The sequence below is a fragment of the Pseudomonas sp. genome (genome assembly GCF_049590575.1).
Lineage (GTDB): Bacteria > Pseudomonadota > Gammaproteobacteria > Pseudomonadales > Pseudomonadaceae > Aquipseudomonas.
This window is the reverse complement of sequence record NZ_JBAWDE010000028.1, coordinates 1-24627: the sequence shown is the minus strand read 5'-3', so window position 1 is coordinate 24627 and position 24627 is coordinate 1. Positions and strand designations below refer to the sequence as shown.

Below are 24627 nucleotides of genomic sequence, written 5' to 3'. Positions count from 1 at the left end.
CTTTTGCGGTTGAAAAACTCATTCTCTAATGAGTCTCTTCAATCTCGGCAAGTTCCGTGGCTGGGCATTGTGCCGTGATTAGAGATAAATGTCGCGCGGCGTGCGGGGAGGGAGCTGGTGAGGAGCACTGCGCCAAGGGAGCCTGAGGTAGCCTCGACGCAGTGATTCAAGCGAGGGTCAAAGCGGCTTGTTGAACAGCGAGAACGGGTTGTTATAGGGCACCGTTATCAAAAAATCACCATCATTGAACGTGCTGACGTCGAACTCAGGTTTGCCGTTTTTGATATCAAGCGGGTCTAGCGTACCGGCGGATTTCCCACTGTTCAGGGTCTTGTCCAAACCTCGTTGCATGGAAGCCTTGTCCGGGAACGTCGCATAACCAAAGTTCGGGTCGTAGAAGTACCATTTTTTGTTCAAGTTCGCGTCGACAATCACCCCTGCAAGAAGCCCATGATTTTGGGTAGCGATCCTGAGCGATGTCGAAGTAGTGGCATTGCTCAGCTGGGTGATGATGTCGGTGAAAGGTAACCGAGTGACTTGTTGCTGGCCGTGAAAACTGAGCCTCATCACCTTATGCATCTCGCTCAATTCTTTACGAAACGCCGCGATGGCAGGTGTGACTATCGGTGAACTTGCTTTGTAGAAGTTATCCATTAGCATATTCTGCAGACCGTGTTTAGTAGCCAGCGCCATGGTATTTACCAGCGCGGCGCACTCGCCTGTAGACGCCAGGTCGCTTTGGGCCAGGTATAAATTTTGCGGCATGGTCCTCGAGGTTCCACCCGCCTCCGCTATTTCCTTACCAAAAATCATGGCCCCTTCTATAGCGGACTTGGATTTCTGGGTTTCTATCAATTTTGCCAGCTGGCCTATTTGCTCGGCAGTTCGCTTGGAATCGACTGCCAACTCCTTCAAGTCCTTTATCTTCATCGATGGGAAGTAGCCTGGTATCGCCTGGAGGGGCGGAGAGTTCGCGTCTGTTATCGCGGCATAGCCTTTGGCATAGTCAGCGCTGTTATTTTTCTTCGCAGTATCCAGAACACCTCTGAATACCTCGGGAAGGTTAGGGGTTTCTGCGGTTGGCGCCAGATACGATCCGAGCCAATTGCGCAAATTACCATTGATGGCGCCATTACCGGCAACCGTATTAGGTGTAAAACCTGGTAGCGGGGCGCCATAAGGGCATTGCGTGGTTGGGTCCAAGGCGTACCATTTTTTGTCCTTTAGAACCGCACCCATTTCGACGGTCTGGTCTGTCAGCTTGTAAGTACCTATCGCGGCAATGCCGTTACTTTTACTGGCGAGCTTGAGCAAGTCGTAACTATTGGTAGCCCCTCTGAGTCTGTTGACCACCTGGGCGCTTTTAGAGAGTAGGAAGTTGCCGCCTTTGACAACCAGTTTGCCAGCACCCGCCGCCAACCCACCCACGCCGCTCACGGGATTGATCGCCTCAAAGGCGGTGACGCCCACGAATCGTAAGGCCTTGGCGGTACCATTAAGCGTTGTAACGCCCTTCAAGGCCTTACCCGCCTGCGCAGCCTTGCCAGCGCCCATGGTTATTAAACCGACCGCATCAACCGCCAGATCAAATAGGCCGCCTGCATAATTGCCTTCTTGAAAGTTTACAATGGCGGACCTGAAGGGGATTAAATTAAGAAAGAATTCTTTTACAGCATTGGTATAGGCCCTATGTTCGTCATAGCTTGTAGAGCCTTTGGCGGCTTCGCGCACATCCGCATTGCCCAGGTTCAGCGCTTTGGCGAATACGCTGCCAATATATTCAATGCGCGTAGAACTGTAACTCTTAGGGATTGAATCTGATTGAGGCTTTTCTGCCGATTGATCGGGTAGCTGGTAGGCCGAAGGGTCGACTTTCTCCGTCGCGTATTTATTGCCGCCCTTGTAAGTGTTCAGATTTTGTGATGTGTAGGGCTCTGTCAGGCGCCTTACAAGGCCATTACGCTTTGTGATGGTACCTGTTTTGGTATTGATTTCGTATATATTGACTTCGTTTTTACGGGTGGTTTTAGCGATTAATATATGCGCTCGGCCAATCAGCTTGTCCTTGGATCCGATATGTATCTCATAGGCATTAGTATGAAAAAACTCAAGCTTGCCTTCTTCCAGGTTTCGCCGGTCGTCCAATGGTAGTTTGGCGATAAGATGCTGGACATAGTTCTTGTGCCCTTTTTCTTGTTTGTCTATTGCGCTGTTGAATTCGCGCTGGAACTCGTCAGGGACGTGACTTAGACTACTTTCATAACTACGGTTAAAAACACCGGGATCGAAAGTTGAGTCATTGCTTGTCCAATGGTCATTATGGGCAAGCTGTTTCCCTTCCATCACGATGTCCAGCATCGAACGCCATGGCCCTCCCTGCAGCGTCGTAATATCCATGTTGCTCTTCAGTAGCTTTTTTTCGTACAGGCTTTCATCGGTGAGGGGCACGGCTTTTCTAAGCTTGGCCAGTGCCATCTCTTTTCTTAACGGTATTTGGGTCTGGAGCGATTCACTGGTTGCCTTCAACTCGCTTAATTGGGCGTTGAAGGCAACTACAACTTTATTGATATCCTGTGCGCTCGGGGGCGTAGCGGACGCTGGCAGCAGACCGTTGACTACCCCCCAATCCCGCACAGCTTCGTACATTGCGGTTTGAGTAACCGTCTTATCAACAGCCAGGCTTTCGGAATGCTTCAACACCTCTGCGTAGGTCATGCCCGGCACTCGTCCCGGCGTAGCAGCTTCGATCTTCGCCGCTGCAACAGTGAGCACCGTCCAAAGCACACTGCCATACGGTACGGACGCTGGAATATCCTTAATCAGATACTGCGGCGCGCGCTTGGCCAACAGCATGTGCGTCGCGAGCCCGGCAGTATCTGGGGTGGCCTTCCCGTCGGCGATTAGTTTGCTACGCAATTCGTCGACAGACACCGAGGCTGGTTTGCCCCAGAGCGACGGCTTTGCCAAATCGACACCGGCGACCGTATTTCGCTCCTGATCGGCGATAGAGGTCGGATCGAGGCCAATATGAATCGCGGCCAATAAATAGTCATAAACGCTGGTCACGGAATCGACGCCGCCTAAAAACGTCTGCAGTGCTCGCCCCAATTCCATGGCCTTCGGGCTTGTGAGTAATTTCTCCAAGGCCTTGGGTGGGTCTCGCAAATCGCTTGACGTTACTGAACTGCCGCTCAGCAGATAACCCAACGTGCGCTTGCCATCGCGTGGCAACGGCAAGCCTGGCACGCCTGTCGTATCGGAGAAGAGAAAGCTGGCGAGCCGGATCTCATCCCTTTGCGACATCGGTATTGGCCAGGACAGTGCTCCACCCCAATCGCCCAAGAGCATCATGGCGGCTTGTTGTTCCACTGCCCGTATCTGCGCGCGCACTTCATCACCATTGGTTGGCAGCGTGTAGCCCAACTTGGTGAGCACCTGAGCCAAGGGTAACCGTGCCGGTGGCCCAGAAGCGTCTAGCTGAACCGAGACGTTTATTCGATCTAACTTATCGCTGATCACCCTCGTGTTGGCGGTGAGGGTATGCGCAGGGAAAGAAGCCTTGAGCCGTTTGGCTATTCGACGCAAGTTTTCCGGCGTCTTCAGTTTGTCCCAGGCAATACCGGCGTCGCTGCTGACAGGGCCGGAAGGTCCGCTTTGTGTAGTCGACTGAGTTGACCTGCCTGACTCGTTTTGAGGCGGGGGGGCAATCTGTAAAACCATGGCGTTGGGGGTGTACGCGTGTTGCTGGGAGAGAGTGGAGACGCTCATTCGGATTACTCTTTAATAGTTAAAAGTGAATGCGCCCAAAAGATCGTCCATGGTTCTGAGGTGCCTGATTGAGTGTGGGAAGAGCGAAGTGTCGTTCCAGGCCCTGGCCACAGATCTGTCATAAACTGTGTAAGTAAGCTGACGAAAAACACCCGAACTTGTTCGAAACTAATGCCCCAAACGTAGGTTTCTTCGCCAAATGAAAGGAGAAACGCAGCCCTTGCCCCTTGAGTTCGGGCAAACTTCTCGTTTTTCTCCCTTGGCCAAGGCACGCCCATGACTCCCGATTCGTCTGTCGATGATAAAAGCTTCCGAACACTGCTCAGCCGCAACGTGGCGTTGGGCCTGGATGTGGGCGTGCTCAGCGCGGTGTTTTTTGTCTGTCTGATCGCCTATTTGCTCTCGGTTCTTCAATGGGTGGAGCACACCGAGCGGGTGACAGTGCGCGTCTGCGCGCGCACCGTATTGCGCGTATTCAATTGACTCGACACGCACTTGGGGATTATTGATTACGTCAAATCGTCGTACTCTGATAAATCAATTGTCGACTTGGAATCTCCGTCAACCACTGGAGGATTATAGGCCTCCCTCGTATAGGGTGTACGAAGCGGTTTAGCTGCCAGCTGTTTGCCATCAGCATCGAAGCTAACAGGGTTGTAGTCGGGTGATGCGTGTATAAACCGCGATTCTCGGTGGGCTGATAGGTTAACTGGTATTTGGTGATGGATTTCTTGGTCCCGACTATATGGTCCTCGATAAACTCGCGCTGCTTGGCGCCGCCATTCTTGAACATTCGTGCCGCGACATCTTCCACTTCTTGGCTGGTGTACATGACCCCCTTGTACCCCTCGACGGGTTTGCGGGTGAGCTTGGCAAATTGCGCCGCAAATGACTGTCCCGCGCCGGTTCCTGAATTGCACATGGTTAAACGGATCTCCGTGTACTTGCTCAAGTCAACGTTCGATGCCTTCAATTGGTCGAGCAACTGGTAGGGCGAGATGTGTTCGCCATTCACCAGCATCAATGCTGACTTTTCCCCATCAGCCATAACGCCGTGAGCGTCCAGTGTTAGGCGAAGTCCACGCTTTGTCATATCCTCGGACATGCCCAGGCCATGGTTCAATACTCTGAATTTTTGCATCTCGCCGCCCATGGCTACGCTATTCGCGGTAAACAGGGCAAGCGGTTTGCCATAGGGGCGATCGGTGATCGGGTTGTAGGCATACCATTTGCCGTTGCTCAGCACTGCCCCTCCTTCAAAGGTCTGCTCTGCCAATTTGAAAGTGCCAATGGCTACGACACCATTATTTTTACTGGCCGCCTTGAGCAGGTCATAGCTTCCCGTGGCGCCCTTGAGCAGGTTGGCCACGTTATACAGCTTACTGCCGGCTTTACGGAGCAGGTTGGCCCCGCCGTAGACCAAACTACCCACACCATCCAGAGGGTTAAGCGCGCCGATAGTGGCGGCGCCGATAACTTTGACGGTTTTTAACGCTTTGCTACCGGCAGAGAGGGCGGCCGCGCTAACTTTGACCAGCTTTCCTGCGGTTGCCACGCCAGCGGTGAGAAAGCCGAATATGTCCATCACGAGGTCGACCGTGCCCGCGCCGTAGTTTCCTTTTATATAGTTGACGATCGCTGATCTGAACGGGATCAAGTTTAACAAGAAGTCCTCCAAGGGCTTGGGGCCACCTTTTAACTTGTCCAAGGTGGTCTGCCCACGGGCTTCTTGTTTTACTGCGGGATTGTCGAGGTCAATGTGTTTGACATATTCGCCGGCGATCTCGCGGGTCCGCTCGCTGTTGAACGTGTTGGGCAGTGAGTTATTCGCCGGGCGTTCACGACCAAGGCCACTGGGGGCATCCTCTGTCTTGAACTCTCTCGTGGTAGAAACCACATTGGCGTCTCGTTCGTCACGGTGTCTTGCCAAACGCGCAGGTACACCTGTTTCTATCGCGGCTTTACTGATATCAATTAGGTAAACCTTGGTATTACCCTCAAGTTCGGTTTTAACCATCAGACCTGGTTTATTTCCATTGCTCGATGTATTAAGGAAGCCATCGTCTAACGTGTAAGAACCTTCACGAAACAGCGTGATTTTCCCAAATTCGAATTGCCTTCGATCTTCTGCGGGAAGCTGTGAGATCAGGTGCCTGACCGTGGTGTTCACTGCGGACTTTTTCTTCTTGATCGCCATGCTGAACTGTTGGTTGAAGGCCTCTGGCGCGTCAAAGTGCAGGTTTTTGTTCAACGCTTCAACGGGGATGCGGGGGTTGCTCGACACCAGAGGTCGCAGGTTGGGCAAGCCCATCATCGCGATATCCAACATCGAATGCTCGCCAACCAGGCCGGTTTGCGACGCACTACCACGGTATTGGTCCGTACCCAGTACTTGCGCTTCGTAAAGATCCTCCGGCCCGTCAAATCGCTGATTCAGCTCGCTGATTGCGATTTGTTTGAGCGAGGGTAATTCTCTATCCAGTTCTGTTGAGGCGTCGAGACGTTCATTAAGTTGCTGGTTGAATTGGGTTCTAACGCTATTGATCTGCTCGGGGGTGTATGTGTCGGTGGCGTCTTTTGTGATAACGCCATTGGCGATACCCCAATCGATTATCGCTTTCGCCTCAGCTTGCTGGATGGCGAGCGATCGTCCCCCAGTGGGTTCGGGATAGCTCATGACGTCGACAAACGACATATTGGCTACCGTTCCTGGCCGCTCGGCTTCAATCCTGGCCGCCGCGATCGATAAGAAAGCCCAGGCATGGCTACCGACTGTTATGTTGTCGGGAATGTCTTTGATCAGAAGATGCGGCGCCTGCTTGGCCAACAATAGATAGGCGCCCAGTTTGGCGGTGTCTGCCGTTACTCGACCCTTGGCGATAAGGTTGCGGGTCAGGTTTGCAATCACGGTTGACGCGGTTTTGCCCCAAAATGAGGGCTGCATCAGGTCGACCTCATCGACTTTGTTGCGTTCTTGCAAGGCCACAGAGCTCGGATCGAGCCCGATATGAATCGCGGACAATAAATAGTCGTAGATGCTGGTCTCGGAGGGCGCGCCGTTTAAATACGTTTGCAGGGCTTGCCCCAGTGCCAAGGCCTTGGGGCTGGTGAGTAATTTTTCCAGGGCTTTTGGAGGGTCTTGCAAATCAATTGGCGTTACTGAACTGCCGCTCAATAGATAACCCAACGTGCGTTTGCCATCACGCGGCAACGGCAAGCCTGGCACACCGGTTGTTTCGGAGAAGAGAAAGTTGGCGAGCCGGCCCTCGTCCGTTTTCGACATTGGTATCGGCCAGGACCTTGCCCCACCGAAATCGCCCAGCGGCTGCACGGCGGCTTTTTGATCCAGTTCTTTAGCTAAATCGATGCATGCCTGGACAGTGCGCGGCACGGCAAAGCCAAGTTTACCGATGAGGTTACTCAGCCGTTCAGGATTTGTTTCGGCTGAGTAGTAGGACGACGCTGAGCTGATTGCCACCGTGCTCGTGGCCATCGCTCGTATAAACACCGCCGATTGGCTGCGGCCAGTTGTAGCAGTCATAGCGTGCAGCTTGTCGGCCACCTCGCGCACAACTTCCCTGTCGGCATTCAGTCGCGCCAAGGTGTTGACGGGCGGCGGCTGAACAGCGGCAGGGGAGCTCGGGGGGCGTGATGCTGCTGGCGTGCTTGGCTCATTTTGCGCAGGAGGATCAATCTGCAGGACCAGCGCATTGGGGTTGTACGCGTGCTGCTGGGAAAGTGTCATGCTCATTCGGCTTACTCTTGATTAGTCAGAAGTGAATGCGCCCAAAAGATCTTCCCTGGTTCTGAGGTGCCTGATTGAGTGTGGGAAGAGCGAAGTGTCGTTCCAGGCCCTGGCCACAGATCTGTCATAAACTGTGTAAGTAAGCTGACGAAAAACCCCCGAATTTGTTCGAAACTAACGCCCCAAACGTAGGTTTCTTCGCCAAATCAAAGGAGAAACGTAGCCCTTGCCCCTTGAGTTCGGGCAAACTCCTCGTTCTTCTCCCTTGGCCAAGGCACGCCCATGACTCCCGCTTCGTCTGTCGATGAAAAAAGCTTCCGAACACTGCTCAGCCGCAACGTGGCGTTGCCCCTGGGTGTGGGCGTGCTCAGCGCGGTGTTTTTTGTCTGTCTGATCACCTATTTGCTCTCGGTCATCCAATGGGTGGAGCACACCGACCGGGTCATCAATAACCTCAACGAGTCCTCCAAACTGACCGTCGACCTGGAAACCGGCATGCGCGGCTTCCTGATTACCGGCGACGAGCATTTCCTCGACCCCTACGAGGTCGCCAAGCCGCGGATCATTGCCGACTTGCGCAATTTGCAGGAGCTGGTGGCCGACAACCCGCAACAGGTGGACCGCCTCAAGCGCCTGGAAGCCCTGCAAGCCGAGTGGAATAAATACGCCCAGTCGATGATTGATATGCAGCGCGAAAGCGGTGACTACCGCAGCGCAGTCAAGGCCGGCCGTGGCAAGCGCCTGACGGATGAGATTCGCAAGGAATACGACGACGCGGTGGCGATGGAGCAGCAGTTCCGCATCACGCGCAATGAAGAGGTCACCCGTACCACGGTCGTCAGCGTCACGTTGTACCTGGCGTTTGTGCTCGGTTTGAGTGGATTTCTGGCGTATATCGGTAGAAAGAATTTGGTGGCGCTGTCAGACAGTTACAGCGCAAACCTCGAGTCGCAACAGAAGATCGCGCGGCGCCTGGAACAGCAGGCGTGGCTGCGTAATGGCCAGACCGAACTCGCCGAGCAGGTGCTCGGCCAACTCACCCTGAACATGCTGGGGCGCAATATCCTGCAGTTCTTTGCCCAGTACATGGGCTCGGCGGTGGCGGCGGTGTACGTGCGTGAAGAGCACGGTGGCCTCAAGCGCGTCGCTACCTATGGTTTTTCCCGCGAGCAGGAACAACTCGAACAAGCCATTTATAGCGACGAAGGCATCGTCGGCCAGGCTGCCCAGTTGGATCGCCTGATTCGCCTGGACGATGTGCCGGTGGATTACTTCAAGGTCAGCTCAGGCCTTGGCGACGGTGCGACGCGCAGCGTGTTGGTGGTGCCGACCAGCGATGACGGCCGCGTCAATGGCGTGATCGAACTGGGCTTCCTGCGCCCGCTGGTAGAGCGCGACGTAGAGTTGCTGGAGCTGATTGCCGGCAATATCGGCACCTCGATTGAAGCCGCGCGCTATCGTCAGCGGTTGCAGGAAGTGCTGGCCGAAACCCAGCAGCTTAACGAAGAGCTGCAAGTGCAACAGGAAGAACTCAAGACCGCCAACGAAGAGCTGGAAGAGCAGTCGCGCATCCTCAAGGAGTCCCAGGCGCACCTGGAAACCCAGCAGGCTGAACTGGAGCAGACCAACGAGCAATTGGCTGAACAGACCCAGACCCTGGCCGAGCAGCGCGACGCGATGGACCGCAAGAACGTTGAACTCAACCAGGCCCAGCTCGAGCTGGAAGACCGTGCCGAAGAGTTGCAGCGCTCCAGCAAGTACAAGTCCGAATTCCTCGCCAACATGTCCCACGAGCTGCGCACACCGTTGAACAGTTCGCTGATCCTGGCCAAGTTGCTGGCGGAAAACCCCCAGGAAAACCTCAGCGCCGAACAGGTCAAGTTTGCCGAGTCGATTTATTCGGCCGGCAATGACCTGCTCAACCTGATCAACGACATCCTGGATATTTCCAAGGTTGAGGCCGGCAAGCTCGAAGTGCGCCCGGAGAATTCCAGCGTGGCGCGCCTGGTCGACGGCTTGCGCGGCATGTTCGAACCGCTGGCGGCCGACCGTAAGCTGGGCTTCCAGGTCGAGGTGCAGGAAGGCGCGCCGGGCATGCTGTTTACCGACCGCCAACGCCTGGAGCAAATCCTCAAGAACCTGTTGTCCAACGCCGTCAAGTTCACTGAACAGGGCGAGGTGAGCCTGTCGGTGTCCCGCGCGCCGGGCGAGGGAATCGCCTTTACCGTGCGCGATTCGGGGATTGGCATCGCGCCGGACCAGCAGGAAAGCATCTTCGAAGCCTTCCGCCAGGCCGACGGCACCACCAACCGCCGTTACGGCGGCACCGGCTTGGGCCTGTCGATCTCCCGCGACCTGGCCGCGTTGCTCGGCGGCTATATCAGCGTGACCAGCGAACCGGGCAAAGGCAGTGTGTTTACCCTGGTATTGCCTGAACACTACGTTGAACGCCTGGAGGACGCGCCGCCCATCGAGCAGCCGCGCCAGGTCGTGGCGGCCCCGGCGCTCAAGCCTATCGCGATTTCGCCGTTGCCGGTGGCCGATGCCAAACAGATCCCGCGCTTTGCCGATGACCGCGACAAAGCCCCGTTCACCACGCGGTGCATCCTGGTGGTGGAGGACGAGCCGAACTTCGCGCGCATCCTCTTCGACCTGGCCCATGAGCTGGGCTACAACTGCCTGGTAGCGCATGGCGCGGACGAGGGCTATAGCCTGGCCGAAGAGTACATCCCCGACGCGATCCTGCTGGACATGCGCCTGCCGGACCATTCCGGGCTGACCGTGCTGCAACGCCTCAAGGAACATGCAAATACCCGCCACATCCCGGTGCACGTGATCTCCGTGGAAGACCGCGTCGAAGCTGCCATGCACATGGGCGCCATCGGCTATGCGGTGAAGCCCACCACCCGCGAAGAGCTCAAGGATGTGTTTGCGCGCCTGGAAGCCAAGCTGACCCAGAAGGTCAAGCGCGTACTGCTGGTGGAAGACGATGACCTGCAACGCGACAGCATTGCTCGCTTGATCGGCGACGATGATATCGAGATCACCGATGTCGGTTATGCCCAGGCGGCCCTGGACCTGCTGCGCACCAATATCTACGACTGCATGATCATCGACCTCAAGCTGCCGGACATGCTCGGCAACGAGCTGCTCAAGCGCATGGCCACCGAAGATATCTGCTCGTTCCCACCGGTGATCGTCTACACCGGGCGCAACCTGACCCGCGACGAAGAAGCCGAACTGCGCAAGTATTCGCGCTCGATCATTATCAAGGGCGCACGCTCGCCGGAGCGCCTGCTCGACGAGGTCACACTCTTTCTGCACAAAGTCGAATCGCAGTTGTCCCATGACCGCCAGAAGATGCTCAAGACTGCGCGCAGCCGCGACAAGGTCTTTGAGGGGCGCAAGATCCTGTTGGTGGACGACGATGTGCGCAACATCTTTGCCCTGACCAGCGCCCTGGAGCACAAAGGCGCGGTGGTGGTGATCGGGCGAAACGGCCGCGAAGCCATCGACAAACTCAATGAAGTCGAAGATATCGATCTGGTGCTGATGGACGTGATGATGCCGGAGATGGACGGCTACGAAGCCACCGCGTTGATCCGCCAGGACCCGCGCTGGAAAAAGCTGCCGATCATCGCGGTCACGGCCAAGGCCATGAAGGACGATCAGGAGCGCTGCCTGGCGGCGGGCTCCAACGATTACCTGGCCAAGCCGATTGACCTGGACCGGTTGTTCTCGTTGATTCGCGTATGGCTACCGAAGATGGAACGCATTTAAGTGGAGCGAAGTTTTTTGGAGAAAAGCAGCGATATTGAGCTGCGCCTGTTGATCGAGGCGATTTACCTCAAGTACAGCTATGACTTTCGCGACTACTCCGGTGCGTCGGTCAAACGTCGCGTGGCCCATGCCCTACGCCAGTTTGACTGCGCGACGATTTCCGCGCTGCAGGAGCGGGTGCTGCATGACCCGGCAGCGTTCATGCAACTGCTGCAGTTCTTGACGATCCCGGTGAGCGAGATGTTCCGCGACCCGTCGCACTTCCTGGCGATCCGCCAGGAAGTCGTGCCGCTGCTCAAGACCTACCCGTCGATCAAGATCTGGATCGCCGGTTGCAGCACGGGTGAGGAGGTGTACTCCATGGCCATCCTGCTGCGCGAAGAAGGCCTGCTCGAACGCACGATCATCTACGCCACGGACATCAATCCGGCGTCGCTGGATAAAGCCAAACAGGGTATCTTCTCCCTGGAGAATGTAAGGGCATACACGGCTAACTATCAGCAGGCCGGCGGGCAGCGCTCGTTTGCCGACTATTACACCGCCGCTTACGATTATGCGATTTTCGACAAGACCCTGCGTGAAAACGTGACCTTTGCCGACCACAGCTTGGCGACGGATAGTGTATTCTCAGAGACACAATTAATTTCATGTCGTAACGTACTGATTTACTTCAATAAAAAATTGCAGGATCGCGCGTTTGGATTGTTTCATGAGTCGCTGTGTCATCGCGGCTTCCTGGTGCTGGGCAGCAAGGAAACCCTGGATTTTTCCGCCTACAGCACCCAATTCGAACCCTTGGTCAAGCAGGAACGGATCTACCGAAAATCATGAACGAGGCGCAAACGGGCCCGATTCACGGGATTGAAGCCATCGTCGTCGGCGCCTCCGCCGGCGGCGTAGAGGCGTTGCTGACCATCTTCGGCGAGTTGCCTGAGCGTTTCGGCCTGCCGATCGTTGCCGTGCTGCACCTGCCGGATGAGCGCCGCAGCCAGCTGGCCGAAGTGTTCTCGCGGCGCCTGCGGATCCCGGTGCGCGAGGGGCAGGACAAGGAAGTGCTCAAGGCCGGTACGCTGTACGTCGCCGGGCCTGGTTACCACCTCTCGGTGGAGCTCGATCGCAGTTTGTCCCTGAGCCAGGAAGACCGCGTGCACCATTCGCGGCCGGCCATCGATTACCTGTTCGCGTCCGCCGCCGACACTTACGGCAAGGGCCTGCTCGCGATTCTGCTGACCGGCGCCAACCAGGACGGCGCCCACGGGCTGGCGCACGTCAAGCAAGCGGGTGGTACCACGGTTGTCCAGGACCCCAAGGAAGCACGCATCGCCGTGATGCCGCTGGCGGCCCTGGCTCTGCATACACCTGACCATATTCTGACCTTGAGCCGCATTGCTACATTGCTGGCTTCCCTGGAACCTTCCCCATGTTAAGTACTGTCCAGGCCAAACTGCTGATCGTCGACGATCTGCCGGAAAACCTGCTGGCCCTTGAAGCGCTGATCAAGCGCGAGGATCGCCAGGTCTATAAGGCATTGAGCGCCGACGAAGCCTTGTCCCTGTTGCTGGAGCACGAGTTCGCCATGGCGATTCTCGACGTGCAGATGCCCGGCATGAACGGGTTCGAGCTGGCCGAACTGATGCGCGGCACCGAAAAGACCAAGAACATCCCCATCGTGTTTGTGAGTGCCGCCGGCCGCGAACTCAATTACGCGTTCAAGGGCTATGAAAGCGGCGCCGTGGACTTCCTGCACAAGCCGCTGGATATCCATGCGGTCAAGAGCAAGGTCAATGTGTTCGTCGACCTGTACCGCCAGAGCAAGGCGGTGAAGCAGCAGCTCGAAGCCCTGGAACGCGCCCGGCGTGAACAGGAACTGCTGCTGACGCGCCTGCAGGCCACCCAGGCCGAGCTGGAGCAGGCAGTGCGCATGCGTGATGACTTCATGTCGATCGTCGCCCATGAAGTGCGTACGCCGCTCAACGGCCTGATCCTCGAGACCCAACTGCGCAAGATGCACCTGGCCCGCGACAACGCCGCCGCGTTTACACTGGACAAGATGCACGCCATGGTCGACCGCGACGAGCGCCAGATCCAGAGCCTGATCCGTCTGATCGAAGACATGCTCGACGTGTCGCGCATCCGCACCGGCAAACTGTCGATTCGCCCAGGGCGTTTCGACCTGGCGCAACTGGTGCGCAACCTGGTGGACAACTTCGCGCCGCAAGTGGCGGCGGCGGAATCGTCCATGCAGCTGGAAGTCGAAGGGCCGGTGGAAGGCAACTGGGATGAGTTCCGCATCGAGCAGGTGGTCACCAATCTGTTGACCAACGCGTTGCGCTACGGGGCCAAAAGCCCGGTGGAAGTGCGGGTCTATTGCGAACACGGTGAAGCGCGCGTGGAAGTGCGCGACCACGGTATCGGGATCAGTGCAGAAAACCAGAAGCGTATTTTTCAGCAGTTCGAGCGTGTCTCTGCCAGCCAGGTGTCAGCGGGTCTTGGCCTTGGGCTGTTCATCTCAGAGCAGATCGTTGCGGCCCATGGCGGCACCATCGAGGTCGAGAGCCAGATAGGCGAGGGCGCTCTGTTTCGGGTGTGCCTGCCGCTTGAGCCATCGGTATGAAATCAATCGTCAGCCCGACGCAACCTCTGCGTGACCCCATGGTCGTAATTGCAGCAATTGACCGGACAAAGGCTTCCCATGAGTGAAGATGCGCAAGATGTCGTTTTGATCGTCGAGGACGACGAATCCATTATGTTTGTGCTGGGTGAGTACCTGGCGGGCCTGGGTTATCGGGTCTTGAAGGCGATCAACGGCGAGCAGGCCTTTGAGATCCTTGCGACCAAGCCGCACCTGGACCTGATGGTCACTGACTACCGCCTGCCGGGCGGGATTTCCGGGGTGCAGATTGCCGAGCCGGCGATCAAATTGCGACCGGAATTGAAAGTTATCTTTATCAGTGGTTACCCGCAGGAAATTCTCGACTGCAACAGCCCGATCACGCGCAATGCGCCGATCCTGGCCAAACCGTTTGATCTGGATACGTTGCAGGAGCACATTCAGCGGATGCTGGCCTAAACTGAGTTTCGACCAGCAACATTGTTCGTACATCTAACGTACATCTAATCAGGAACCTTCTGAAGACCAGAACCATTAATCAAGTCATCAATGAGCATTGTTCATTGTGAACCTCGTCAATGGATTATCAGAAGGTTACCTATGTCCCTCCCCAGCATTTCTTCCAGCCATCGCTTTGCAGTGAATTACTCACCGACTGCGCCTGTTTTCGAACCGCCAGCGCAGCCGTCGACCACAACGGGCGACAGACGCCTTTTACAACTATACGCCGGCGCCATTCGACGTGCGGTGCAGACTCATACGGGCAACGAAACTCTTTCAGGTATCCCGGGTGACTCAGCATTTGGTGCGTGGTGGTCGTTCCTCTTTCATGCCACTGAAAGCCCGAAATTTGTGAATTGGGCAAGATCGAAAAATATCGATACTACCAAGCCCATCCAGATTGACCATTACGCCGACAGCTTGACCGTTACGATCAACGGCGAGCGCAAGGTGTTGGAGGGCGCGAAACAGGGGCTGGATTGGCGGGAGGTCATCAGCCCCATGATGGCGGCGGCGAAGGCGCTGGGCCTGTACGGCAGCGCGCTGCCAACCGATCCAACCGTGGCGCGGCTGATTGATGTTGCCCGGTTTCACGGCGAGTCCCTGATGCCTGACCGGAAAGAAGAAACGCTGGCTCGAGCCGCACAGCTTGAACGCAATCAGTCGTTCGATGTGCCGGGGCCTACCAGTTATGTGAATGTAGAGGCCCAATCACCTGAACTTCTTGAGCAACTCAAACGTGAGTTGGGCGATAGTATCAATGAACACCACGTGTTGGAAAAGCTGAGGGCATACGTCCCGTCAAAACAACAATCTGTTGACGAATATTTAGCCACTACCCTAGTGACCTTGGATCATTACTCGACTTATGTGAGCGATGGCAACTTACCATTTGCCAGCCTGGAGAACGTGATTACGGCAAATAAATGGTATTCGCCAAAAAGTCCGGATGAGCTGAAAAATCTTATAGCCGCCTTGGCGGCCCCTAAATTGCCCCTGCCCAGGGACGGCAACTTCAGTGGCACACTGGGATGGCCTATTCCCATGCCAATAGAGGATCAAGCCCAACTGTTTCGGATCGTCGCTGATAATAAACCGCCACTGCCCGTCCTGAATGACGCGTCCAGGCTCGGCACAACTGACGTATTAGGTGCGCTGTTGAAAAACGTGCCTCGTGGGATAGTCAATCAAGGCGATTTCACTGCGATCATGGATTACATACTCGACTCCCGAGACTCCCTTCTACTAGGTGAAGCGCTAAAGCTGCGCATGGGCGAAGCAGCTGCCAACGCCACGCCTCGGGAGATATTGCTGACGGCAATAGCGATCACGCTGGACGCCAAAAGCCTGGAAGACCCGAAAGAGCACCATGTCGCGGGTTTCGACCTTGCGGCGCCCGAGCATTATGGGCAGCCCTTATCCGTGATCAAGCAACGGCTGATAGCGCATCTGAAAGACGCTGAGCTCACCACACCAGAGGCCGCGCCCGTTGCAGCTATGCTGCTTTTGAGTCGCGTCGCACCTGAGCTGTTGGTCCCTGGCCGGGCAAGTGTGACGTATGGGTCGAACGTGTGGTTCAACCTCAAGGCCGCAGTGGCTCGCATTGAAGCAACGAACCCAGGCGCCAGTGCGCGCATGAACTTTGATCAGATCTCCGCTGCCGGCGGCATTGACCCGATTACCGATCAAGAGCGGGACACACAGAAGAAAACCGCTCTGTCAGCAACCATAGAGTGGAGCAGAGCTCGCGGCGTCCTGCCCTTGCAAGGGCCCTACACGAATGAACAATTGGAAGCGGCGCACCAATCAATCGCGAGCCAGGAGCAAGCGATGATGGATTCGGTGGACGCCATTGCCGCTCTTCCCCCCACGCAACGCGAAGTCGCATTGGCCGAGCTCAGAGCCGAGTTCGGACCCATCGATTTTGAGAAAAAGAGCGTCCACAAGAAAAAAATGGTGTTGAACGACGAAAGAAAACTCGTAACGATTGCGCAGGGTAGCTATTCGATGCTGGATCTTTACCTGTCCGATAAACAGGGCGATTTTGTCTGGTCGTCCTCGGACCCGGCCATCACCGTGGATATGATCAAAAAGCTCGGTTCGCTGCCGGACCCGATCGAGAAGCATGATGCAGCCTTTGCGACCTACGCGCGTAACCTGTCAAAGGGCTGGAGCAGTGTCACTAAAAACCTTATTGCCAAGCTGCCACTCGAGGACCGAAAAAACATCGAGTGGGGCGACCTGACGGTCTACCAGCGAGGCGTGTCATCGCGCAGCGACACGCTCACGCCAAAGGGGCTCATAACAGGGGTCGAGCAGAGGTCTTCAACCGAGCAGGCGCTGATCGTTAAAACCGTGCGTAATGGTTCAGTGACTTACTACGATTTTGACCCGTTGAACAGCGCAGTGCGTAGGCGCGATGATCTCAAGGACAGCTTCAAGGAAGGACTTCAGGGCCCCGAGGTTAAAACAACGCTTGGAATCTCACATACGTTTACCGCGCCTGCAATCTGGCGCATCAACCCAAGTGCAGGTGACGCTGACAAGGAGAAGGGGGTCGCCGACCGCAATGAAGTGCCCAAGTCGTTCTCCAGTGACCGCAGTGAGTACCTGGGCAAGGTGCTCTCGGATAGGGTGATCAGGGGCTATTCGTTGGCATCGGTGAAAGACTTTACCCAAGTCGTCACGACCTTTGATGAGGAAAAGATCAGTCAGCAAATCACCCGGGATATTATTTTGGGCGTCATCCCTGGCGCTTCAGCTGCGTATAACTTAGTGGCAGGCAATTACAAAGACGCCGCTGCGGATGTGATTTTTGACGTCGTGATGCTGTTTACTACGGCCGGGTTGGGCAAGGGTCTCGGCGCAGTTAAAGGTGGGAACGTTGCACGTAGACCCCTGGGTAAATCCCTGCTGGAGAATTTCCGCAGGCCGGAGACGCCGAGCGTGACGACACCGCGTGCCAGCGGCAGTCAATCCATCCCGCCGAGCGCTCACTTTAACCAACAAGAACTGCAGGCGGCCTCTCGAAGGGCTGACGTGGTAGAAGGCACTGTAAGGGGCAGCGACGGGGTGGCGGCTTACACGACCCTCGCCAAGTATGACGATTCAGGCAAACTGGTAGCGTTTAATCCCGGGACCAGGCGCTTGTTTGGCCGGCCATTGAAAAACGTACAGCCGGCAAAAATCACTGAGAAAGCCATGCAGGCCAACATGACTAAGAACTATAAAAAAATCGGCTCGGATAAGGGCCGTTGCTATGACACCGCGTTACGCGCGGGGCAGGGTGAGAAGGCGCTGTCACCGCGCATTTACGATCAGATATTGGACGCAGGTAACCACAATGGGGTTCGCGTTAAATACGAGGGTTATCCGGTTAAATGGAACGAAGCAATGGGCATCAGCCCAGACAAGATCCATAAAACAGTTGATCTGGATAGCATCAAAGAATCAGGCTTTATCAATTTTCATAAACGAAGCACTGGAAGCGCCGGCCATACGGTTTACGTCCAGGTAACCTCTGATGGAAAGAAGGTGCTGTACTCCAGCAACAGCAGCACATTTGACCGGGCAGCTTTATCGCAATCCGCTGAAATCAAAGTTGTCGGTGAGTCACTTGTGATCAAGCAAGACCCCGGCACCGCTTCGAGAATTCAAGGGTGGATGGACAAGGAGGGCTACGATTTTTCCTACTCTCCCTCCAGCGAGATCAATGCGCGCGTTTCAAGCTGGAGCTGATAAGTGCCAACAAAGGGCAGACCCTGGCGGGTTCTGCCCTTAAGCCCTGATCATCTCACGGACCTTTTCCGTCAGCAGATCAAAGGTGAAGGGTTTGGTGATCAACTGCATCCCGGGGTCGAGGAACCCACCGCGTACCGCGGCATGCTCGGCATAACCGGTAATGAACAACACCTTGAGGTCCGGGCGAAGCTGCCTGCCGATTTCCGCCAGTTGCCGCCCATTCATCCCCGGCAGCCCCACGTCGCTGATCATCAGATCAATGCGCTGCTCAGATTCGATGATCGGCAGCGCAGCATTCGCATCCCCAGCCTCGACATAGGAATACCCCAGTTCCTTGAGCACGGTGCTGACCAGCACGCGCACGGCAGGGTCATCCTCGACGATCAGCACCGTCTCGCCGCTGACGGCGTAAGGCAACAGCGCAGGGTTGAGCGCCCGGTCTGCAACCACTTCGCCGACATAGCGCGGTAAAAACAGTGTAACGGTGGTGCCTTTATCCACTTCACTGTGGATAGTCACGTGGCCCTTGGATTGACGCGCGAAACCGTAAATCATCGACAAGCCCAGGCCGGTGCCCTGGCCGATGGGTTTGGTGGTAAAGAACGGGTCGAACACGCGGCCCATCACCGTTTCCGCAATGCCGCAGCCCGTGTCGCTGACGCTGAGCTCCACATAGTCGCCGGGCGTCAGCGTGCCATAGGCGGCGGTGAAGACACTGTCCAGGTGGCGGTTGGTGGTTTCGACGATCAGGCTGCCGCCACTGGGCATGGCGTCCCGGGCGTTGATCACCAGGTTGAGCAGGGCGCTTTCCAGTTGGTTGGGGTCGGCCTCGGCGGTCCAGAGCTGGTCGGTCAGGCGCATTTCCAGGGTGATGCTTTCATTGATGCTGCGTTGCAGCAGCTCGCCCATCGAGGTCACCAGCTCGTTGATCTGGACAGGCTTGGAATCCAGCGACTGGCGCCGGGAAAACGCCAGCAGGCGGTGGGTCAGGCCGGCCGCGCGGTTGGCCGAGGTCACGCCCAGGTCGATCAGGCTGTCGAGGTCGTCCAATTTGCCCCGCGACACGCGCCTGCGCAGCAGCTCCAGGCTGCCAATGATGCCGGTCAGCATATTGTTGAAATCGTGCGCGATGCCCCCGGTCAACTGGCCGACGGCTTCCATCTTCTGGGATTGGCGCAAGGCTTCTTCGTTGCTGCGCAGCTGCGCGGTACGCTCTTCGACCTGCTGTTCGAGGGTCTCCAGGGTACGCTGCAAACGCAGTTCGCTTTCGCTCAGGTCAATCAGCCGGTCACGCGCGTCATATTGCCGACGGCGGCCGCGCAGGGCGGCACTCACCAGGCTGATCAACGTCACGGGGTGGAACGGCCGTTCGAGGAAGGTCACGTTGCCCAGCAACCCACTCAGGTGCGTGGAGCCATTCTGCTCGCTGCCGCCGTGATGGGTCATCAGCACAATCGGCAAGTCAGACCACGCGGGCTGATGATGCAGATGCTCCAGCAGTGGTTCAAGGTCCGCGCCGCGTAGCGCTTCGGCCGCAATGATCAACAGGCCCGCGCCGTGTTCCAATTCTTCACACAGCATTACCAGGTTGCTGGCAATGATGCCGCTGTAGCCAGCTTCGTTAAGCATCATCAGCGCCAATGAGCCGTCACGGCCCATCGGTGCCAGGACGATTGCACGCTCGTAGACAGGTGAAATTGCCGTCACGCGCTGTCTTCCTTGAGCAATGGCGATCCGGCGCCCATGTAGGTCGGGATGCCACGCAATACACCCTGGAAGTTGTCGAGAGGCTCGCCGACGGTCATGCCCTGGCCGCTGATACGGTATTCACGAATGGTCGATTCGTGGGCGCCGGTGCGTTTCTTGATGATCGAAATGGCGCGACGGACCTTGCCCAGCGCTTCGAAGTAACGCAGCAGAATCACCGTGTCGGCCAGGTAAGTGATGTCGACGGGCGCCTGCATGTCGCCGACCAGTCCGTGCTGCGCGACGGTCATGAACGTCGCCGCGCCACGGCGGTTGAGGTACAGCAGCAGCTCGTGCATGTGCAGGATCAGTGCGTTCTCTTCGGGCATGGAAGCCTGATAGCCGTTGATACTGTCGATCACCACGGTCTTGATCCCGCGCTCATCCACGCAACGGCGCACACGGTGGGAAAACTCGCCGGGCGACAATTCGGCGGCATCCACTTGCTCGATCAGCAAGTTGCCGGTTGCCTGCAGCGCCTTCAGATCGATGCCCATGTTGTTCATGCGTTCGAACAGCAGTCCCAGTTCTTCATCGAAGATAAACAACGCAGCCTTTTCGCCACGCGCCACGGCGGCGGCGGCAAAGATCATCGAGATCAGCGATTTACCGGTACCGGCCGGTCCGAGGATCAGGCTGCTGGAGCCGGTTTCGACCCCGCCGCCCATCAGCGCGTCCAGTTCTCGGATGCCGCTGCTCAAGGTCTGGCGTACATAGCCGCCGCGATGCTCGGCGGCGACCAGGCGTGGGAACACATGAATGCCGTCTTGCATGATGGTGAAGTCATGAAAGCCGCCACGGTATTTCTGGCCACGGTACTTGACCACGCGCACACGACGGCGCTCGGCGCCGTAGTTGGGGGTCAGTTCTTCCAGGCGAATCACCCCGTGCGCCACGCTGTGCACGGTTTTGTCGAGGGATTCGGTGGTCAGGTCGTCCAGCAGCAGCACGGTGGCGTCGTAGCGTACAAAGTAATGCTTGATCGCCAGGATCTGACGGCGGTAACGCAACGAGCTTTGCGCGAGCAGGCGGATTTCCGAAAGGCTGTCGATGACCACGCGGGTCGGCTTGACCCGTTCCACCACTTCAAAGATCTGCCGGGTGGCCTCGCCCAACTCCAGGTCGGAGGAATACAGCAGGCTCTGCTGGTGATCGGCGTCGAGCAGGCTCTCCGGCGGCGTCAGTTCGAAGATATGGATATTGTCATCCAGGTCCCAACCGTGAGACTCGGCACCCTGGCGCAATTCGCGCTCGGTTTCGGACAGCGTGATGTACAGCGATCGTTCACCGTTTTTCGCCCCGGCCTGCAGAAAGTGCAGGGCTACGGTGGTTTTGCCCGTCCCGGGTTCGCCTTCCAGCAGGAACAGGTGGCTGCGCGATAGCCCCCCGGAAAGAATGTCATCAAGACCTTCGATACCGGTGGCCGCTTTTTCGGATAATTGCGCTTTGGATGTAGACAAGAAGTGCCCTCAGGTCACATACGAGTAGAGGATGCGCGTCCATATGAACGCGCCATGTTCTCTTGACCGTAGCGCTCTGCGGCGGTTCAAACTGTTCCCGCAAAATGCGGTGGCTTGCACGATTTATGAAAAAAACCTGCCGCGCCTACAGACCTTGCTGCAGTGCCGGATCGTCAGGGTTCTGTTGCTCGAGCTGGGCCAGCAACACCTGGACGTTCTGCAGCTGGCCGCTTTCCTTCCAATAATTGACCAGCAGCACCCGCGCCTTGCGATTGGCCGGGTGGCGCTGGATGATCTCTTCCAACTGGCGCTGGGCGGCTTCCAGTTCCTGCTGGGCGTGCAGGGTGGTGGCTAGGTCGTAGCGATAATCCTGATTGTCCGGCTCAAGCTCCACCGCCTTGGACAGGCCGAGCAGCGCATAGGGCCGTTCGCCGTGGTGCAGCAGCCACATGCCGAGGGCGTGTTGCAGGTAGGCCGATTCAGGGTGCGCCGCCAGTTGCCGCGCCAGCAGTTGGCGGGAGTCGTCGGTCTTGCCTTGTTTGTCGAGCAACTCGATCTGCGCCACCACCGCTTGCAGGTTGTCCGGTTGCAGGCGCATCGCCTGTTCCAGGGCATTTTGCGCGTCGGGTAGCAGGGCGCTGTGGATGTACAGGCGTGCCAGTTGAATCCAGCCTTCGGCCGTTTCCGGCTGGGCCTTGAGGTGCTTGACGAATTCTTCCAGCACTTGCTGCAAAGGCCCGAAATACAGGCCCAGGGTGTCGGGGGACAGGCCGAGTAAGGCATTCGCAGCGGCAAACCGTACGCGTTGTTCCGGGTCGTCCAGCACAGGGCCGAGCAGCAGCGTGCGCTGGCCGCTCGGCACCAGGCCGATAATGCTGTGGATAGCCGCCTCGCGCACCTGCGGCGATTCGCTGCCCAGGTCCTTATCGGCGAGCTTCAACGCCTGTGGGCTGGGGTAGTTGGGCAACTCGGCGTGCAGCGCGGCGCGGCGCTCGGGCGACAGGTCCGGGCGGCCCAATTGCTGATACAGCACGCGCGCGGCCCCAGGCTCACCGTTGTGCGCCTGTTTCAAGGCTTTGGAATAACCATGGGCAATAGCGGCAGGTACTTGCACCTGGGTGGAGCGCGAGAAATACCAGGTCAACAGCACAATCAACAACAGGGCGCACAGGCCGACGAGGGCGTTACGGCGTGACTTTGACATGCAGGCGTCCGAAAGCTTGGGCAGCTAGAGCAAAGCCGTCAGCTTCGGTCAGACCAGGGCAGGTGTCAAACCCGTATCAGGTGAGCACGTATTCCACCGGCTCCAGCGCCGGCGGCAAGTCGGTTTCACCGAGGGCGGCGAGGACTTCGCGCTCCAGGGTGCGCAGTATGGCATTGCACGGCAGGTCATTTTCGTCGAAGCCGAACGGGTCTTCGAGGTCATCGCCGATTTCATCGAGGCCGAAAAACGTGTAGCTGACGATCGCGGTGAAGACCGGCGTCAGCCAACCCAGGGGTTCGGCCATGGCGAACGGCAGGAGAATGCAGAACAGGTAAATGGTGCGGTGCAGCAGCAAGGTATAGGGGAAGGGCAGCGGCGTGGTCTTGATCCGCTCGCACGCGGCCTGCACCTGGCTGAGGCTGACCAGCCGCGTCTCCAGTTGGGTGTAGCGCCATTCGCTGAGCACACCGTGCTCGGTCAATTCGGAAAACCGCGCACCGACCTGTTGCAGCACCTTGTCGGGCAGGTTGGGGTGGCTTTCATCCAAATCGACCCAGGGTTTTATCGCTCGGGCTTCATCTTCATGGCGCAAGCGTGCGATCAGGCCATGGGCAAACCCACACAGCGCGCGCAGCAGGTGCGCACGCTCAGCCGGATCACTCACTACCTGGGTTTCGCGAATCAGCGAGCGCACCTCAATGATCATCTGCCCCAACTGCTTGCGGCCTTCCCACCAGCGGTCATAGCAGGCGTTGTTGCGAAAGCTCATGAAGATCGACAGCGACAGCCCGAGCAAGGTAAAGGGCGTGGCGTTGACCTTGGAGAAATACGCCGGGTGCAGGGTTTCCACCAGCACGATCACCGAGGCCAGCAGCGTAACCAGCAGGCTGCGCAGGGCGATACGCTTGGCAATCGAGCCTTTGAGGGAGAACAGGATGCCCAGCAGGTTGGGTTTGGGACGCACAATCATCGGGGGGAAGGCTTCTTCGGTGGCGCAGCCCATCAGACTAGAAGCTTGTGCAGCGGGCGTCCAATCGCTTGGGCTGACCGGCTGATCAGCCGGATCGATGATTGGCCAAACCAGTCAACTATATTGAAGGCTTTGACCATTGCCGCCGCCACGCGCCAGGGCGACTATTTCGACGATTCAGACTCCGTTCAAGGAAACAATAACAATGCAGATTGAAAACAAGGTATTCCTCGTCAGCGGCGGCGCGTCAGGCCTCGGCGCGGCCACGGCTGACATGTTGGTAGCGGCCGGCGCGAAGGTGATGCTGGTGGATCTGAACGCCGACGCCGTCGCGGTCAAGGCCCGGCAGTTGGGCGAGCACGCGCGCAGCGCAGTCGCAGACATCAGCCAGGAAGCCGCTGCCCAAGCGGCGGTGCAGGCCACCGTCGAGGCCTTTGGTGGTTTGCATGGGCTGGTCAACTGCGCAGGCATCGTGCGGGGCGAGAAAATCCTCGGTAAAGACGGCCCCCATGGCCTGGCCAGCTTTGCCCAGGTGATCAACGTCAACCTGATCGGCAGCTTCAACCTGTTGCGCCTGGCAGCCGCGGCCATCGCCGAAACTGAAGCGAATGCAGAGGGCGAGCGCGGTGTGATCATCAATACCGCCTCGGTGGCGGCGTTTGACGGCCAGGTCGGCCAGGCCGCCTATGCCGCCTCCAAGGGCGCGATTGCCAGCCTCACGCTGCCTGCCGCGCGTGAACTGGCGCGCTTCGGCATTCGGGTGATGACCATCGCCCCGGGCATTTTCGAAACGCCGATGATGGCCGGCATGACCCCGCAAGTGCGCGACTCCCTGGCCGCCGGCGTGCCGTTCCCGCCACGCCTCGGCAAGCCTGCCGAGTACGCCGCGCTGGTGCGGCACATCATTGAAAACAGCATGCTCAATGGCGAGGTGATCCGCCTCGACGGTGCCTTGCGCATGGCCGCCAAATAAGGAGAGTGACCCATGACTGATCCCATCGTGATTGTCAGCGCCGTGCGCACGCCCATGGGCGGGTTCCAGGGCGACCTCAAGGGCCTGACTGCGCCGCAGCTGGGCGCCGCCGCGATCCGTGCCGCCGT

General features: G+C 57.5%; 15 protein-coding genes. 9 read left to right on the top strand and 6 right to left on the bottom strand.

The window, feature by feature from the left end:
- Window positions 1-177: 177 nt before the first annotated feature.
- Window positions 178-3768, bottom strand: a complete 3591-nt coding sequence (locus tag WBR57_RS02415) for a hypothetical protein (protein WP_424081771.1) — start codon at window positions 3766-3768, stop codon at window positions 178-180.
- A gap of 276 nt (window positions 3769-4044) precedes the next feature.
- On the opposite strand from WBR57_RS02415, the gene WBR57_RS02410 reads away from it, so the two are divergent.
- A complete protein-coding gene (locus WBR57_RS02410; RefSeq protein WP_424081787.1) occupies window positions 4045-4251 on the top strand; it encodes a hypothetical protein in 207 nt (68 codons plus the stop codon).
- 31 nt (window positions 4252-4282) lie between these two features.
- On the opposite strand, the gene WBR57_RS02405 is transcribed toward WBR57_RS02410, so the two are convergent.
- Entirely contained in the window at window positions 4283-7519 is a 3237-nt protein-coding gene (locus WBR57_RS02405) for a hypothetical protein (protein WP_424081770.1), read from the bottom strand.
- Window positions 7520-7795: 276 nt separating this feature from the next.
- On the opposite strand from WBR57_RS02405, the gene WBR57_RS02400 reads away from it, so the two are divergent.
- From WBR57_RS02400 to WBR57_RS02375, 6 genes are all read left to right on the top strand, one after another.
- Window positions 7796-11293, top strand: a complete 3498-nt coding sequence (locus WBR57_RS02400; RefSeq protein WP_424081768.1) for a response regulator — start codon at window positions 7796-7798, stop codon at window positions 11291-11293.
- On the top strand, window positions 11294-12124 hold the full coding sequence (locus tag WBR57_RS02395; RefSeq protein WP_424081766.1) for a CheR family methyltransferase: 831 nt from the start codon (window positions 11294-11296) through the stop codon (window positions 12122-12124).
- Window positions 12121-12720: a chemotaxis protein CheB gene (locus tag WBR57_RS02390; RefSeq protein WP_424081764.1), complete on the top strand. Its 600-nt coding sequence runs from the start codon at window positions 12121-12123 to the stop codon at window positions 12718-12720. Before WBR57_RS02395 ends, WBR57_RS02390 begins: the two co-directional genes overlap by 4 nt.
- Window positions 12714-13907, top strand: coding sequence for a hybrid sensor histidine kinase/response regulator (locus tag WBR57_RS02385; protein WP_424081762.1), 1194 nt, complete (start codon window positions 12714-12716; stop codon window positions 13905-13907). Before WBR57_RS02390 ends, WBR57_RS02385 begins: the two co-directional genes overlap by 7 nt.
- A gap of 78 nt (window positions 13908-13985) precedes the next feature.
- Window positions 13986-14363: a response regulator gene (locus WBR57_RS02380; RefSeq protein ID WP_122540302.1), complete on the top strand. Its 378-nt coding sequence runs from the start codon at window positions 13986-13988 to the stop codon at window positions 14361-14363.
- Between the two features lie 141 nt (window positions 14364-14504).
- A complete protein-coding gene (locus WBR57_RS02375) occupies window positions 14505-18143 on the top strand; it encodes a hypothetical protein (protein ID WP_424081759.1) in 3639 nt (1212 codons plus the stop codon).
- A gap of 39 nt (window positions 18144-18182) precedes the next feature.
- Here the strand turns inward: WBR57_RS02375 and WBR57_RS02370 are convergent, their stop codons facing one another.
- From WBR57_RS02370 to WBR57_RS02355, 4 genes are all read right to left on the bottom strand, one after another.
- A complete protein-coding gene (locus WBR57_RS02370; RefSeq protein WP_424081758.1) occupies window positions 18183-19853 on the bottom strand; it encodes a response regulator in 1671 nt (556 codons plus the stop codon).
- Window positions 19850-21352, bottom strand: coding sequence for an ATPase domain-containing protein (locus WBR57_RS02365; RefSeq protein ID WP_424081756.1), 1503 nt, complete (start codon window positions 21350-21352; stop codon window positions 19850-19852). Before WBR57_RS02365 ends, WBR57_RS02370 begins: the two co-directional genes overlap by 4 nt.
- A 145-nt stretch (window positions 21353-21497) precedes the next feature.
- Window positions 21498-22556, bottom strand: a complete 1059-nt coding sequence (locus WBR57_RS02360; RefSeq protein WP_424081754.1) for a tetratricopeptide repeat protein — start codon at window positions 22554-22556, stop codon at window positions 21498-21500.
- 76 nt (window positions 22557-22632) lie between these two features.
- Window positions 22633-23526, bottom strand: a complete 894-nt coding sequence (locus tag WBR57_RS02355) for a bestrophin family protein (protein ID WP_424081752.1) — start codon at window positions 23524-23526, stop codon at window positions 22633-22635.
- Between the two features lie 205 nt (window positions 23527-23731).
- Here WBR57_RS02355 and WBR57_RS02350 point away from each other — a divergent pair, with 205 nt between their 5' ends.
- Window positions 23732-24499 carry an SDR family NAD(P)-dependent oxidoreductase gene (locus WBR57_RS02350; RefSeq protein WP_424081750.1) on the top strand — a complete coding sequence of 256 codons (768 nt, stop codon included), beginning with the start codon at window positions 23732-23734 and terminating at the stop codon, window positions 24497-24499.
- 12 nt (window positions 24500-24511) lie between these two features.
- On the top strand, window positions 24512-24627 hold a 116-nt coding region (locus tag WBR57_RS02345), incomplete at its 3' end, for a hypothetical protein (RefSeq protein WP_424081783.1).

Excerpts from the sequence above, each read along its gene's own strand:
- WBR57_RS02380 (WP_122540302.1), top strand. The coding sequence starts at position 13,986 with ATGAGTGAAGATGCGCAAGATGTCGTTTTGATCGTCGAGGACGACGAA.
- WBR57_RS02360 (WP_424081754.1), bottom strand. The coding sequence starts at position 22,556 with ATGTCAAAGTCACGCCGTAACGCCCTCGTCGGCCTGTGCGCCCTGTTG.
- WBR57_RS02415 (WP_424081771.1), bottom strand. The coding sequence starts at position 3,768 with ATGAGCGTCTCCACTCTCTCCCAGCAACACGCGTACACCCCCAACGCC.
- WBR57_RS02375 (WP_424081759.1), top strand. The coding sequence starts at position 14,505 with ATGTCCCTCCCCAGCATTTCTTCCAGCCATCGCTTTGCAGTGAATTAC.
- WBR57_RS02410 (WP_424081787.1), top strand. The coding sequence starts at position 4,045 with ATGACTCCCGATTCGTCTGTCGATGATAAAAGCTTCCGAACACTGCTC.
- WBR57_RS02405 (WP_424081770.1), bottom strand. The coding sequence starts at position 7,519 with ATGAGCATGACACTTTCCCAGCAGCACGCGTACAACCCCAATGCGCTG.
- WBR57_RS02400 (WP_424081768.1), top strand. The coding sequence starts at position 7,796 with ATGACTCCCGCTTCGTCTGTCGATGAAAAAAGCTTCCGAACACTGCTC.
- WBR57_RS02350 (WP_424081750.1), top strand. The coding sequence starts at position 23,732 with ATGCAGATTGAAAACAAGGTATTCCTCGTCAGCGGCGGCGCGTCAGGC.
- WBR57_RS02385 (WP_424081762.1), top strand. The coding sequence starts at position 12,714 with ATGTTAAGTACTGTCCAGGCCAAACTGCTGATCGTCGACGATCTGCCG.
- WBR57_RS02355 (WP_424081752.1), bottom strand. The coding sequence starts at position 23,526 with ATGATTGTGCGTCCCAAACCCAACCTGCTGGGCATCCTGTTCTCCCTC.
- WBR57_RS02390 (WP_424081764.1), top strand. The coding sequence starts at position 12,121 with ATGAACGAGGCGCAAACGGGCCCGATTCACGGGATTGAAGCCATCGTC.